The following is a 12,724-nucleotide window of genomic DNA, read 5'->3' on the forward strand; positions in this document are numbered from 1 at the left end:
CTTTTTTGTAGCGTGCGTCAGGCAGTCAGGTGGTTGGACAGGTGCTTGTTCATCTGGAACATGCTCGCCTTCTTACCGCCGAAAATCTTCTCCAGCTTTCCATCGGCAAGGATCTCGCGACGATCCTTTGGATTCTGCAGATCGTTCTTTTTGATGTAGTCCCAGACTTTCTTGACCACTTCGCTGCGAGGCAGCTTGTCCGGGCCGACGATTTCAGCCAGCTGGGCTGATGGTGTCACCGGCGCGGTGATCCCGCCGCGGGCGCCGCCCGCCGCCTTGCCGGTCTTCTTCACCTTGGCAACGGCCGCCTTGGTTTCCTGCTTCGCTCGTTGTTCGTTCGTGCGGCTCATGGAGCGCTCCTCCAGTTCAGCGGCGCCGGCCCGGCGCCTCACGGAGAGTGAATTCCTCGAAGCCCACAAAAGTTGCGCGCGCCCTCTTCAGAGCACCGCCTGTTCAACACGAAGCAACATGCCACGCGCTGAAGGCCGGCCTCCCCGCTTGCGAGACTGGCAATATGGCGCCGGCGCGCCTAAGGAGCCGCAAACGAATCCCTGCGAGAAGGAATGACCCTCGCCATGCGTATCGCGATCGCCTCGGACCACGCCGCCGTCGAACTGAAGGCCGAACTGCGTGAGTATCTCATAGAAGCCGGTCACGAGGTCGCGGACCTCGGACCGGACACAGCGGATCGGGTCGATTATCCCGACTATGGTTACAAACTGGCGTCCGTCGTGGCGGACGGCACCGTCCAGTACGGCGTTGCGCTGTGCGGCTCAGGCATCGGCATCTCTATTGCCATCAACCGCGATCCGGCATGCCGCTGCGCCCTTGTTGGCGAGCCTCTGTCCGCCGCGCTCGCGCGTGAACACAACGATGCCAACGTCATCGCCATGGGAGCACGCCTGACTGGCGTCGACATGGCCAAGGCGTGCCTCGACGCCTTCCTCTCCACCGAGTTCGGTGGCGGCCGCCATGCCGGCCGCGTCGAGAAACTTTCCAACCCGTCCTTCTGAAGGGGTCCAGAACCATGACCGTCGACACCGCCATCCGTTCCCCCGGCTTCTTCACCGACACGGTCGCGCAGAGCGATCCCGATGTCGCGAAGGCCATCCGCAAGGAACTGAACCGCGAACGCAAGCAGATCGAACTGATCGCGTCCGAGAACATCGTCTCGAAGGCCGTTCTTGAAGCGCAAGGTTCGGTCCTGACCAACAAGTACGCCGAAGGCTATCCCGGCAAGCGCTACTATCAGGGCTGCGAGCCTTCGGACGAGGTGGAAACGCTTGCGATCGAACGCGCCAAGCAACTGTTCGACTGCGGCTTCGCCAATGTCCAGCCGCACTCGGGCGCGCAGGCGAACGGCGCTGTGCTGCTTGCCACCGTCAAGCCCGGCGACACGGTCATGGGCATGAGCCTCGATGCCGGCGGACACCTCACGCATGGCGCCCGGGCTGCCCTTTCGGGCAAGTGGTTCAACGCTGTCCAGTACGGTGTCACCAAGGACACCCACCTGATCGACTACGACGAGGTTGCAGCGCTCGCCAAGGAGCACCAGCCCAAGCTCATCATCGCAGGTGGCTCCGCCTACCCACGTGTCATCGATTTCAAGCGCATGCGTGAGATCGCCGACAGCGTCGGCGCGCTGTTCCAGGTCGACATGGCGCACTTCGCCGGTCTTGTCGCGGCAGGTCTTCACCCCTCGCCCTTCCCCCACGCACACATCGCGACCACCACCACGCACAAGACCCTGCGGGGTCCCCGCGGCGGCATGATCCTTACCAATGACGAGGCATTGGCCAAGAAGATCAATTCGGCGGTGTTCCCCGGCCTGCAGGGCGGCCCGCTGATGCACGTCGTCGCCGCGAAGGCAGTGGCCTTCGGCGAAGCGCTGCGTCCGGAGTTCAAGGATTACGCCGCACGGGTGATCGAGAACGCCAAGGTTCTGGCCGAGACGCTGGCCGAGCGTGGCGCCGCGATCGTCTCTGGCGGCACAGACACGCACCTCGCGCTGATCGATCTCTCGCCCCTCGGTGTCACCGGCAAGGATGCGGACGAGGCGCTCGAGCGTGCGGGCATCACCTGCAACAAGAACGGCATCCCCTTCGATCCGCTGCCGCCCATGAAGACCAGCGGCATCCGCGTCGGCTCGCCCGCCGGCACCACGCGCGGCTTCGGACCCGAAGAGTTTCGCGAAATCGGCAACATGGTTGCGGACGTGCTCGATGGTCTTGCCAAGAACGGCGAGGCAGGCGACGCTCAGGTGGAGCAGAATGTGCGTGAGCGCGTTGAAGCTCTGTGTGACCGTTTCCCCATCTACGAGGACTAAGCTCATGATCGACCCGCAGCGCCCCAACCAGAATGGCGACTTCGTCAACGACGCTCGCCAGGAACTCGCCGGCATGCTCAAGGATGGACTTTCCCATCCGTCGACGAAGCCGGTTCTGATCTGGGGCGCTGCGGGAGCGGTCGCGGGTGCACTGCTGCCTTTCGTCTCGCTTGGCCTCGGCCTCGCTGCGGGCGCCGGCTACCAGTTCTACAAGCGCGTACGCCCTGATTAAGGCATCTACAGAAAGTACCTGAATGCGCTGTCCTTTTTGCGCTCACGACGATTCACAGGTAAAGGACAGCCGGCCGACCGAGGATGCCACCGCCATCCGTCGGCGTCGTCAGTGTTCCAGCTGTGGCGCGCGCTTCACCACCTTCGAACGCGTACAACTGCGCGAAATCGTTGTAGTAAAAAGCAACGATGCGGCCGGGCAGGAGCGGCGCGAACCGTTCGATCGGGCCAAGATCGAGCAGTCCGTGACGCTCGCCTGCCGAAAGCGGGGTATCGACCGCGAGAAAGTCGACAGGCTCGTTTCCGGCGTTCAGCGGCAGGTCGAGACATCGGGCGAAACCGAGATTCCATCGCGCGTGATCGGCGAACTGGTGATGGAGGGGCTTCGGCAGCTTGATTCCGTCGCTTACATCCGGTTCGCCAGTGTGTACCGGGCCTTCAATGAGGCTCGGGATTTTGAAGAATTTGCAGGAACGGTGCGTGATGTCGGCGTCAATTGAAGTGCAGCAGCCCGTCATCGTCCTGGTTCGCCCTCAGCTGGGCGAGAACATCGGCAAGGCCGCACGCGCCATGCTGAACTTCGGCCTTACCGAGATGCGCCTCGTCTCTCCCCGCGATGGCTGGCCCAACCCGGCCGCCGGTCCCGCGGCCGCCGGTGCCGATGACGTTCTCGAGCGTGCCGAGGTCTACGAGACACTTGCCGATGCTGTCCACGATTGCGCTCACGTCTACGCGACGACAGTGCGCAAGCGGGGCGTCACCAAGCCTGTCGTGACCCCGGAAGAAGCGGCCCGCGAAGTTCATCAGGCGGTCGGTCGCTCGGCCTACGTGTTTGGCCCCGAGCGATCCGGGCTGGAAACGGATGATGTGGCGCTGGCCCGCGCGATCCTGACGGTGCCGATCAATCCGGCCTTCGCCTCGCTCAACCTCGCGCAGGCGGTCATCCTCTGCGCGTACGAATGGTCGAAAGGCGCTCAACTCGCACAGCCGACGGTGGAGGAGCTGCTTCCCCCTGCTCCACAGGATGAACTCGAAGGAATGATCGGCCAGTTCGAGCAGCTTCTTGAGCCGACCAATTACTTCTTTCCCGAGAGCCGGGCCGCAGCGACTCGGCGCACGCTTCGCAACATGCTCACCAAGCCGGGCTGGAACAGCCTTGAGATCCGCACCATGCGCGGTGTTCTGAGTGCACTTGGCGGCAAGCGCCGCCCCCGGCAGCAGCCTTAATCCGCCACTCATGCCCGTATTGGGCACTTTGCCTTGACTCCGCGCGGCAAATGGCTAAGGGCGACGCCTTCACGTGGCGCCTGCTTTGCAGGCTTTCCATTCGGCCCCGCACCCCGGTGAAGCGGCGGCCGCACCCGGCGTATTAGGCCGGATGGTGCGCCCCGGGAAACCAAGGATTGCACCGCCACGGTGGCGGCGCAACAAGCAGATTGAAGGACGACATATGTCGAAGCGCCAAAGCGCCAAGTACAAACTCGACCGCCGCATGGGCGAGAACATCTGGGGTCGCCCCAAGAGCTCGGTCAACCGCCGCAGCTACGGCCCGGGCCAGCACGGCCAGCGCCGCAAGGGCAAGCTGTCCGACTACGGCATCCAGCTGCGCGCCAAGCAGAAGCTGAAGGGCTACTATGGCGACGTGACCGAGAAGCAGTTCAAGCGCACCTACCAAGAAGCTTCGTCCATGAAGGGCGACACCAGCCAGAACCTGATCGGTCTGCTGGAGCAGCGTCTGGACATGGTCGTGTACCGCGCCAAGTTCGCGCCGACCATCTTCTCGGCTCGCCAGATTGTGTCGCACGGCCACATTCGCGTCAACGGCGTGAAGTGCAACATCGCCTCGCGCCGCGTAAAGGTCGGTGATGTCATCAGCCTGGGCAACAAGGCCAAGGAAATGGCTCTCGTCCTCGAAGCGCAGAACCTGCCCGAGCGCGAAGTTCCGGACTATGTCGCACAGGACGGCACCGACAAGGTGACCTTCGTTCGCGTTCCGACGCTTGACGAAGTGCCTTACCCGGTGAAGATGGAACCGAATCTGGTCGTCGAGTTCTACTCGCGCTGATCCGGTTTTCCCTTGGGGAAACAAGCAAGAGGGCGGTCCTTCGGGATCGCCCTTTTTCTTTATCCGGTTGATGAAATAATCGGCCGCTTCGCCGCAAATCACAGGAACTTCAAAGAGCTTCCGGCATTAGCCAAGCATCATGACTCGCTACCGTTTCGTTACCCCCCACCGCACCGGCAAATGGTACCACGACCTCAAGACCGCACAGCGCCATGCTTGCGAGATCGGTGCAGGTTTCCTGGATGAAATGACAGGGCGCTTCGTAGCCTATGTCGAGACGATGCTTGAGGTCGCTCACGATGACGGGGCAAAGCCGGGGCTGGCCATCGCCGCCTGACTTTTCCCCGCTGCGCGTGGTGAGAAGCCTCAGCCGGTGCGAAGATAGTCTCTCCGGAAGTCCGATGCGAAAGCGGCAAATCGTTGCCCAGCGATCGCGTCGCGCATGTTCTGCATGAGTTGCTGGTAGAAGGACAGGTTGTGCTCGGTCAGCAGCATGGCGCCCAGCATCTCCCCGGCCTTGATGAGATGATGCAGGTAGGCGCGGGTATAGGTCCCGCACGGGGGGCAGGAGCAGCGCTCGTCGATTGGTCCGGTATCTTCGGCATGACGGGCATTGCGCATGTTGAGCGGGCCATTCCACGTAAAGGCCTGCCCATTGCGGCCCGAACGCGTTGGCAGCACGCAATCGAACATGTCCACGCCGCGCTCGACGGCGCCTACGAGGTCGTCCGGCTTGCCCACACCCATCAGATAGCGCGGACGATCGACGGGTAACTGGCCGGGCGCGAAATCAAGGGTGGCGAACATCGCCTCCTGCCCTTCGCCCACAGCCAGTCCGCCGATGGCATAGCCGTCGAAACCGATCGCCGTAAGTGCATCCGCGCTCACCTTGCGCAGCCCTTCATCAAGCGCCCCCTGCTGAATCCCGAAGAGTGCCGAACTGGCCGCATGGTCTCCGCCCATGTCAAAGGCCGTACGGCTCCGCTTCGCCCAGCGCATCGACATCTCCATGGAGCGGGCGATGACATCGCGTGGCTGCTCCACTTTCGGACATTCATCGAAGCACATCACAATATCGGAACCCAGAAGGCGCTGGATCTCCATCGAGCGTTCCGGGCTGAGCATGTGCCGCGAACCATCGATGTGACTGGCGAAGGTCACGCCTTCCTCGGTGATCTTGCGCAGTTCCGACAGGCTCATCACCTGATAACCGCCGCTGTCCGTGAGGATCGGGCGGTCCCAATTCATGAACTTATGGAGGCCACCAAGACGGGCAACACGTTCTGCGCCTGGCCTCAGCATCAGGTGGTAGGTGTTGCCCAGCAGAATGTCCGCACCCGTGGCGCGAACATCCTGGGGCTTCATGGCCTTCACTGTCGCCGCGGTGCCCACGGGCATGAAGGCGGGAGTTCGTATGTCGCCCCGGCGCATCGCAATGATGCCGGTGCGGGCCTTTCCGTCTGTTGCTTCGACGGAGAACTGGAAACGTGGCTTCATGCCTCGCGCACTAAAGCATTTCGGCAAAAGGTGGAAACCCCGACGGCGCCTAAATCCGCTATCTGCTCTTCAGAACCCGTAAAGCAATGAAAAGCGCGATATCGTATCCGTTTTCAGTGCGCCTGGCGGCGGCGACGTTTCGTGCTCGATCGAGTAGGACAACTTTACCTTGAGACCTTTTGCCATCCCCGCCTCCAGCCCCGTCAGCGATGTGAAGGTGCTGTTGTCGGACCCGACGTAGGCGCTCGCGTCCTGCGTCAGCTTGATCGTGGGGTTAAGAGTCCAATCGAAATCAACCGAGCTCAGCGTCGACCATGTCGTCGTGTCCAGTCCGTCAACGTAGTTCACGTGTCGTGCGGCGGGGCCGGCTTCCAGCGCCAGAGTCATTCCGGGGCGATCCAGGATGCGATAACCAAGCCCCGCAGCAAGGCTGTATCGGGCGGCGAAACCCTGGATCTTGTCCCGCTCGAACTGTGCCCGCCCGTAGGTGAAGAAGCCTTCATCCAGCGTGTACCGAGGCTGGTAGCTGGCGGAGTACTGCGACCTCGTGACTTGCCCCCGATCCTCCTGGTAGTCGGCGCGCGCCTGAAGCATGTGCTCCCAGTTGATGCCCTTGCGGTCCAGCTTGGCTGCGCCGGTGACGCCGAAATTGCTGGTGTTGCCGGTGGAGCGGAACGCGCCCATCTCGACCTGCCCCTCCCACAACTCCAGCACCCCCGAGGCCCGTATGCGTGCGATCTTGGCTGCGGTCATGGCTGCGAGTTCGCGGGCACGCCGGTCGTTGTATGCGCGGTGCAGATCCCGAATCTCGTCCTTGTCATAAGGATTGGTCTGGATTGCGAACTTCACCAGCGCGGAGACTGCGGCGCTGTCGTCGGTTTTCATGCCGGCCTCGAGCATCGCGCGTACCGGCTGCGGCAGGCGCGGAGGGCCTGCCGCCACAAAGGGGACGTAAGCGGGATAGTCAGCCAGGTCCAGAACCAGAGGCGGCGGAGGAACGGGAACGAGCCCCACCTCCAACGCTGGCTCCTGCGCATGCGCGCAGACAGCGAACGTGATGAGCGGAAGGGCAGCAAGAATCCGGCAGTGCTTCGTCATGAACGCCACGTATCGGTTAAGTGCGCAGCCGCCACCCGGTCCGGAAGATCCAGGTGATGCCGCCGACGCAAAGGGCGAGGAAAAGAAGTGTGAGGCCGAGGGACAGGCCGATCGCAACGTCGGAGGTGCCGTAGAAGGTCCAACGCAGGCCGTTCACGAGGTACACCACAGGATTTGCCATGGCGGCAGACTGCCAGGGCTCCGGCAGGGTCTGGATGGAATAGAAGGTGCCGCCAAGAAAGGTCAGCGGCGTCAGGATGAGAAGCGGTACAATCGTGAGCTTCTCAAAACTGTCCGCCCAGATCCCCAGGATGAATCCGAAGAGCGAGAAGCTTGCCGAAATCAAGAGGATAAAGAGAAAAGCGTAGAACGGATGGGCTATAGAGTAGTCCACGAAGAATGTCGCGGTTACAAGGATGATCGCCGCCAATATCAGTGACTTGGTAGCTGCTGCTCCCACGAAACCTACAAGCGTTTCCGCTACACCGACCGGGGCCGAAAGAAGCTCGTAGATGGCGCCGGTAAACCGCGGCATGTAGATGCCGAAGCTGGCGTTCGAAACACTTTCGCCGAGGATCGTGAGCAGGAGCAGCCCGGGCACGATGAACGCGCCGTAGTTCACACCGCCCACGCCGCCGCTCATCTGGCTGCCGATCGCAGCGCCGAAGACGACGAAGTACAAGGTCGTGGTCAAGACCGGCGCCAGGATCGACTGCATGGCGGTCCGGAAGGCCCGAAGGAGTTCCTGCTTGTAAATCGTCCAGGCGGACCGTGCGTTGAAAACAGTCATAGAGCTTCCCCCCGGTCACCCGCCGCCGGCGCCTCGGGCCCTTCCAGTAAGTTCACGAAGATATCTTCCAGGCTGGACTCGTGGATGTCGATCGCGGTGTAGTCTATGCCGGCCCGGGTCAGTTCCTTGGTCACCTCCGCGACCTCGGACGTGCCAGCCCCACCACCTTCGCCGCCGCCGCCGCGATAGCACAGCACCCGCCCGTCCTCTGACAACGACAGGGGATAAGCGGCGATCGCCTCGGGCAGATCGGCGAGCGGCTGCGCCAACGTGATCAGGGCCTCGGTACGGCCAAGCCGGTCCATCATCGCGGCCTTGTCATCCACCATCAGGATCTCTCCCTTGCGGATGATCCCGACGCGATCCGCCATCTCCTCGGCCTCCTCGATGTAGTGCGTGGTGAGGATCACCGTCGTTCCGCGTTCACGAAGCGCTGCAATCTGCTTCCACATGTCGCGCCGCAGTTCCACGTCCACGCCCGCCGTAGGTTCGTCCAGGAAAAGCAGTTCGGGCTCATGCGCCAGCGCCTTTGCGATGAGGACGCGCCGTTTCATGCCGCCGGAGAGTGTGCGGATCTGTTCGTTGCGCTTGTCCCACAAGCTCAAAGCGCGCAGAATTTCCTCAATGAGAGCCGGGGCCGGAGGGAGACCGAAGAGGCCTCGTGAATGAGTGACCGATCGCAGCACCGGCTCGAACATGTCGGTGGCAAGTTCCTGAGGGACAAGGCCGACGCGCGCCCTTAGCCGGCGCCAGTGTCGGCTCATATCCTCCCCGAAGGCGGCAATCGATCCGCCGGTCGGCCTCACCAGTCCGCAGACGGCTCCGATCAGGGTTGTCTTGCCTGCGCCATTAGGCCCGAGAAGGGCGAAGATCTCACCCTTGCGGATCGTGAGGTCAACGCCCTTCAGCGCAGTGAAGCCATTGGCATAGGTCTTCTGAAGGCCACGGATTTCGAGGATCGGCTGCATGGCTGAATGAATGGTACGAACTCGGCTTCGTTCCAAGCCCCTTGCGCACCTTATTTGTCGGATAAATAAACCCGGTCAGGGTATCAGCAGACTCGAATCCCCGTAGCTGTAAAAGCGGTAGCCGCCTTGAATGGCATGGCGGTAGACGGCCTGCATCCGTTCCAGCCCCATCAGCGCCGACACCAGCATGAACAGCGTTGACTTCGGCAGATGGAAGTTGGTCATCAGGCCATCGATCGCGCGAAAGCGACAACCGGGCGTAATGAAGATCGAGGTATCGCCCTCGAAAGGCCGTATGATGCCGTCCTCGCCGGTAGCGCTCTCCAGCAAGCGTAGCGAGGTGGTGCCCACGGCGATCAGCCGGCCGCCTGCGGCGCGGGCGGCGTTCAGTCGGTCGGCCGTCGCTGCATCGATACGGCCGAACTCTGCGTGCATCTGGTGCTCCGCCGTATCGTCCGCCTTGACCGGCAGGAAGGTTCCAGCACCCACGTGGAGCGTCAGCGTCTCCTGCGCGATCCCGGTCGCAGCAAGGGCATCGACCAGTTCGGGCGTGAAGTGAAGCGCCGCCGTCGGAGCGGCCACCGCGCCCTTCTCGCGCGCGAACATGGTTTGGTAGTCCGTCGCGTCCGCCTCATCCGTGTCACGCTTTCCCGCGATGTACGGCGGCAGCGGCATGCGTCCGGCACGTTCCAGAAGAAGCTCTACCGGCTCATCGCCCTCGAAGGCCAGAACCCAGCTGCCGTCCGGGAGGCGCTGCTCCGCGATGGCGGTTACCTCGGCGGGGAACGACACCCGGTCTCCCTGCCGCAGGCGCTTCGCGTTGCGCACGAAGGCCTGCCAGCGGCGAAGATCGATCCGCTTATGCAGGGTAGCACCGACGCGCGCCTCCCCCCTCATCCCTTCGAGCTGTGCGGGGATGACGCGAGTGTCGTTGAAGACGAGCACGTCTCCCGCGCGCAGGCATGAAGGAAGATCCCGCACCTGGCGATCTTCGAAGGCAGCCTCGCTGTTGACGACAAGCATTCGCGCCGCGTCACGCGGTCGTGCCGGACGCAGGGCTATGCTTTCGGGCGGCAGGTCGAAGTCGAAAAGGTCAACACGCATGGCGGCGCGCGCTAGACCAGAGCGCGCGCTTCCACAAGCGCGAGGCGACGGATCAGTTCGACCGCGAGTTGTTCAACTCGGAAACCGAGGGGACCGGCTGCGCTCCCGCTGGCGCGGGCGAAACCGCAGGCGCGGCCTTTCCTTCGGACGCGAGCGAGGCCTGGACGACGCGCGTAGGGTTCTCAGGCGGCTCCCCGCGCTGAATCGCGTCCACATAGGACATTCCTGAAATCACGCGACCGAACACCGTGTATTTCCGATCCAGCGCGAAGCGGGGGTAGAACACGATGAAGAACTGGCTGTTTGCGCTGTTCGGGTCGTTCGTGCGCGCCATCGAGACCGTGCCGCGAAGGTGCGGCATCGCGTTGAACTCGGCCGTGAGATCCGGAAGTTCCGAACCGCCCTGCCCCGTTCCTGTCGGATCGCCGGTCTGTGCCATGAACCCGTCGATGACACGATGGAAGATCACACCGTTGTAGAACCCCTGCTGCGTCAGCGACTTGATCCGTTCTACGTGGCGCGGCGCCCATTCCGGCATCAGGCGTATGGCCACCCTGCCGCCGTTCGAAAGGTCAAGCAGGAGCACATTTTCCGGTTCGTGGGAGATGTTCATGTCCACGGCGGTCGGCAACGCGGCCGGAGCAGGCGTTGCGGCCGGCTCCTTGTCCTTGTCCTTGCCGACGGCCGGCATCGCGGCAAGCGCAGCGCCCAGCATCAACGCGGTCAGCGGGAGGCGAAACTTCATCTATCTGTCACCTGGTAAATCACGGTCGAGCCGCAGGCGAATTCGATAGAGCGCGCCCGCTGTCGACACAATGAACGATTTCTGCTGCCGGATCGCATGTGATGCGACCTCAATAGTCCCCCATGAGTCCCTTCTTGGCGATGCGGGTTTCCACATCTTCGCGAACCGCAACACTGACGAACTTCGAAATATCGCCCCCGAACATGGCGATTTCCTTCACCAGTTTCGACGCGATCGGCTGCAGGCTCACGTCTGCCATGAGAAAGACCGTTTCGATGGCTGAATTCAGCTGCTGGTTCATGCCGGCCATCTGGTATTCGTACTCGAAGTCGGCAACCGCGCGCAGGCCACGCACGATGACGGAGGCGTTCTGCTTTTGCGCGAACTTCATCAGCAGCGCATTGAAGCCGACCACCGTGACGTTTTCGATGCCGAGCGCCAGCACCTCGCGCTCGACCATCGCGATGCGTTCCTCGGGCGAAAAAAGCGGGTTTTTCGACGGGTTGGTCGTCACGCCGATGATAAGCTTGTCGACCAGCTTCGCGCCCCGGCGAATAATGTCGGCATGACCAAGCGTGATCGGGTCGAAAGTACCTGGGTAAACGCCGATCCGTTCAGGCGAAGTCATCAATGATCCCTCTCGATGATGTAGCGGGCCACCGCGCGCAGCAGGTCGGCCTCTTTTCCATGCTGGACCAAGTGGCCTATCGCCTGCTCCACCAGCATGCGCGCCTGTTCGCGGGCCCGCTGCGGGCCGAGCAGGGACACGAAGGTTTCCTTGCCGGCAGCGGCGTCCTTGCCGACGGCCTTCCCGGCACGCGCCGCGTCACCTTCATGGTCGATCAGGTCATCTGCGATCTGGAACGCCAGCCCGATATCGCGCGCATAGCCGCGGAGATGAATGCGCCCCTCCGGCGGCATACGCCCCAGGATCGCTCCCATCTCGACAGCGGCGCCAAGAAGCGCACCCGTCTTCAACTGCTGTAGCCGTGTGACGGTCGGCAGGTCGAATTCGCTCGTTTCAGCCACGAGGTCCATCATCTGTCCACCCGCCATCCCTTGCGCACCGCTGGCAGTGCCCAGCGTGCGCACAAGTTCGATCCGCGTGAAAGGATCCGCGCTCGTGGCTGGGTCCGCCAGTACCTCGAATGCGAAGGCGTGGAGCGAGTCACCGGCCAGAACGGCGGTAGCTTCGTCGAAGGCCAGGTGAAGCGTAGGTTTGCCATGCCGCAGGGCATCGTCGTCCATGCACGGCAGGTCGTCATGAATGAGCGAGTAGACGTGAATGGATTCGATTGCGACGCCGGCCCGGATTGCAGCCTCGCGCTGGACGCCGTACATCTCGGCCACGGCCGTCAGCAGCAGCGGCCGCAACCGCTTTCCGCCACCGATCGTGGCGTAACGCATCGCCTCGACCAGCCTCGCGCGTGCATCGTCCGGCACGGGCAGCATCGCATCAAACGCGGCTTCGATTTCCTGCGCGATCCGGGCCAGTCCACCGGCCAGCAGCGAATCAGCCACCCCCACGGCGCTCATAAGTCGAAGGGTTGCGTGCTGGCGGCGGCGCCATCCGGTCCCGCAACGATACGTTCGATCCGCGCCTGCGCGGCATCGAGCCGCTTCTGGCAATGCTGGCGCAGCTTCTCGCCTTTTTCGTACAGCGAGATCGAATCCTCCAGAGGCACGTCACCGCTTTCGAGCTGACGCACGATCGTCTCCAGCGCGCGCAAAGCGTCTTCAAAGCTGAGTGTGTCTATGGTCTGGGTCTCGGCATCCATGCCTCAGCAATGGCGGGAGCACTCGTGGCGGTCAAGGTGCGGCGCGGATTTACCGCCACAAGTGCGCGAGCGACAGACGCGACACCATCTTGCGCATCGGCAGGCCAACGGTCTAGCGCCAG

Annotated in this window: 17 protein-coding genes; 7 read left to right on the forward strand and 10 right to left on the reverse strand. The window is 62.8% G+C overall.

Annotated elements, in window-relative coordinates; genetic code table 11:
• Window positions 1-17: 17 nt before the first annotated feature.
• Complete coding sequence (locus tag QOL62_RS04990) at window positions 18-350, reverse strand: SWIB/MDM2 domain-containing protein (protein WP_103729846.1); 333 nt, start codon at window positions 348-350, stop codon at window positions 18-20.
• Between the two features lie 225 nt (window positions 351-575).
• On the opposite strand from QOL62_RS04990, the gene rpiB reads away from it, so the two are divergent.
• The 7 genes from rpiB to QOL62_RS05025 all read left to right on the forward strand — a co-directional run bounded on the left by rpiB (window position 576) and on the right by QOL62_RS05025 (window position 4,959).
• The gene (rpiB, locus tag QOL62_RS04995; RefSeq protein ID WP_283405410.1) at window positions 576-1,013 is read left to right on the forward strand and encodes a ribose 5-phosphate isomerase B; all 438 of its coding nucleotides are present in this window, start codon (window positions 576-578) and stop codon (window positions 1,011-1,013) included.
• A gap of 14 nt (window positions 1,014-1,027) precedes the next feature.
• The gene (glyA, locus tag QOL62_RS05000) at window positions 1,028-2,326 is read left to right on the forward strand and encodes a serine hydroxymethyltransferase (RefSeq protein ID WP_283405411.1); all 1,299 of its coding nucleotides are present in this window, start codon (window positions 1,028-1,030) and stop codon (window positions 2,324-2,326) included.
• Window positions 2,327-2,330: 4 nt separating this feature from the next.
• A complete protein-coding gene (locus tag QOL62_RS05005; RefSeq protein WP_103729848.1) occupies window positions 2,331-2,558 on the forward strand; it encodes a hypothetical protein in 228 nt (75 codons plus the stop codon).
• Window positions 2,559-2,580: 22 nt separating this feature from the next.
• Window positions 2,581-3,057: a transcriptional regulator NrdR gene (gene nrdR / locus QOL62_RS05010; protein WP_283405412.1), complete on the forward strand. Its 477-nt coding sequence runs from the start codon at window positions 2,581-2,583 to the stop codon at window positions 3,055-3,057.
• Window positions 3,041-3,784: an RNA methyltransferase gene (locus tag QOL62_RS05015; protein WP_283405413.1), complete on the forward strand. Its 744-nt coding sequence runs from the start codon at window positions 3,041-3,043 to the stop codon at window positions 3,782-3,784. The genes nrdR and QOL62_RS05015 overlap by 17 nt, the downstream gene beginning before the upstream one ends.
• 223 nt (window positions 3,785-4,007) lie before the next feature.
• Window positions 4,008-4,622 (forward strand): 30S ribosomal protein S4, encoded by a 615-nt coding sequence (gene rpsD / locus QOL62_RS05020; protein WP_103094611.1) that lies wholly within the window; start codon window positions 4,008-4,010, stop codon window positions 4,620-4,622.
• A 139-nt stretch (window positions 4,623-4,761) separates the two neighbouring features.
• Window positions 4,762-4,959 (forward strand): hypothetical protein, encoded by a 198-nt coding sequence (locus QOL62_RS05025; RefSeq protein ID WP_103729850.1) that lies wholly within the window; start codon window positions 4,762-4,764, stop codon window positions 4,957-4,959.
• Window positions 4,960-4,988: 29 nt separating this feature from the next.
• Here the strand turns inward: QOL62_RS05025 and tgt are convergent, their stop codons facing one another.
• The 9 genes from tgt to QOL62_RS05070 all read right to left on the reverse strand — a co-directional run bounded on the left by tgt (window position 4,989) and on the right by QOL62_RS05070 (window position 12,602).
• Window positions 4,989-6,119 (reverse strand): tRNA guanosine(34) transglycosylase Tgt, encoded by a 1,131-nt coding sequence (gene tgt / locus QOL62_RS05030; RefSeq protein ID WP_283405414.1) that lies wholly within the window; start codon window positions 6,117-6,119, stop codon window positions 4,989-4,991.
• A 69-nt stretch (window positions 6,120-6,188) separates the two neighbouring features.
• Complete coding sequence (locus QOL62_RS05035; RefSeq protein WP_283405415.1) at window positions 6,189-7,217, reverse strand: DUF481 domain-containing protein; 1,029 nt, start codon at window positions 7,215-7,217, stop codon at window positions 6,189-6,191.
• A gap of 16 nt (window positions 7,218-7,233) precedes the next feature.
• Window positions 7,234-8,007 carry an ABC transporter permease gene (locus QOL62_RS05040; RefSeq protein WP_103729853.1) on the reverse strand — a complete coding sequence of 258 codons (774 nt, stop codon included), beginning with the start codon at window positions 8,005-8,007 and terminating at the stop codon, window positions 7,234-7,236.
• A complete protein-coding gene (locus QOL62_RS05045) occupies window positions 8,004-8,975 on the reverse strand; it encodes an ABC transporter ATP-binding protein (RefSeq protein WP_283405416.1) in 972 nt (323 codons plus the stop codon). The genes QOL62_RS05040 and QOL62_RS05045 overlap by 4 nt, the downstream gene beginning before the upstream one ends.
• 75 nt (window positions 8,976-9,050) lie before the next feature.
• On the reverse strand, window positions 9,051-10,079 hold the full coding sequence (queA, locus tag QOL62_RS05050; RefSeq protein WP_283405417.1) for a tRNA preQ1(34) S-adenosylmethionine ribosyltransferase-isomerase QueA: 1,029 nt from the start codon (window positions 10,077-10,079) through the stop codon (window positions 9,051-9,053).
• 52 nt (window positions 10,080-10,131) lie between these two features.
• Entirely contained in the window at window positions 10,132-10,824 is a 693-nt protein-coding gene (locus QOL62_RS05055) for a peptidylprolyl isomerase (protein WP_103729856.1), read from the reverse strand.
• 109 nt (window positions 10,825-10,933) lie between these two features.
• Window positions 10,934-11,452 carry a pantetheine-phosphate adenylyltransferase gene (coaD, locus tag QOL62_RS05060; RefSeq protein WP_103729857.1) on the reverse strand — a complete coding sequence of 173 codons (519 nt, stop codon included), beginning with the start codon at window positions 11,450-11,452 and terminating at the stop codon, window positions 10,934-10,936.
• Window positions 11,452-12,360: a polyprenyl synthetase family protein gene (locus QOL62_RS05065; protein WP_283405418.1), complete on the reverse strand. Its 909-nt coding sequence runs from the start codon at window positions 12,358-12,360 to the stop codon at window positions 11,452-11,454. Before QOL62_RS05065 ends, coaD begins: the two co-directional genes overlap by 1 nt.
• Entirely contained in the window at window positions 12,357-12,602 is a 246-nt protein-coding gene (locus QOL62_RS05070; RefSeq protein ID WP_103729859.1) for an exodeoxyribonuclease VII small subunit, read from the reverse strand. Before QOL62_RS05070 ends, QOL62_RS05065 begins: the two co-directional genes overlap by 4 nt.
• Window positions 12,603-12,724 lie beyond the last annotated feature (122 nt).

This window comes from Novosphingobium panipatense (assembly GCF_900182875.1).
Classification (GTDB): domain Bacteria; phylum Pseudomonadota; class Alphaproteobacteria; order Sphingomonadales; family Sphingomonadaceae; genus Novosphingobium; species Novosphingobium panipatense.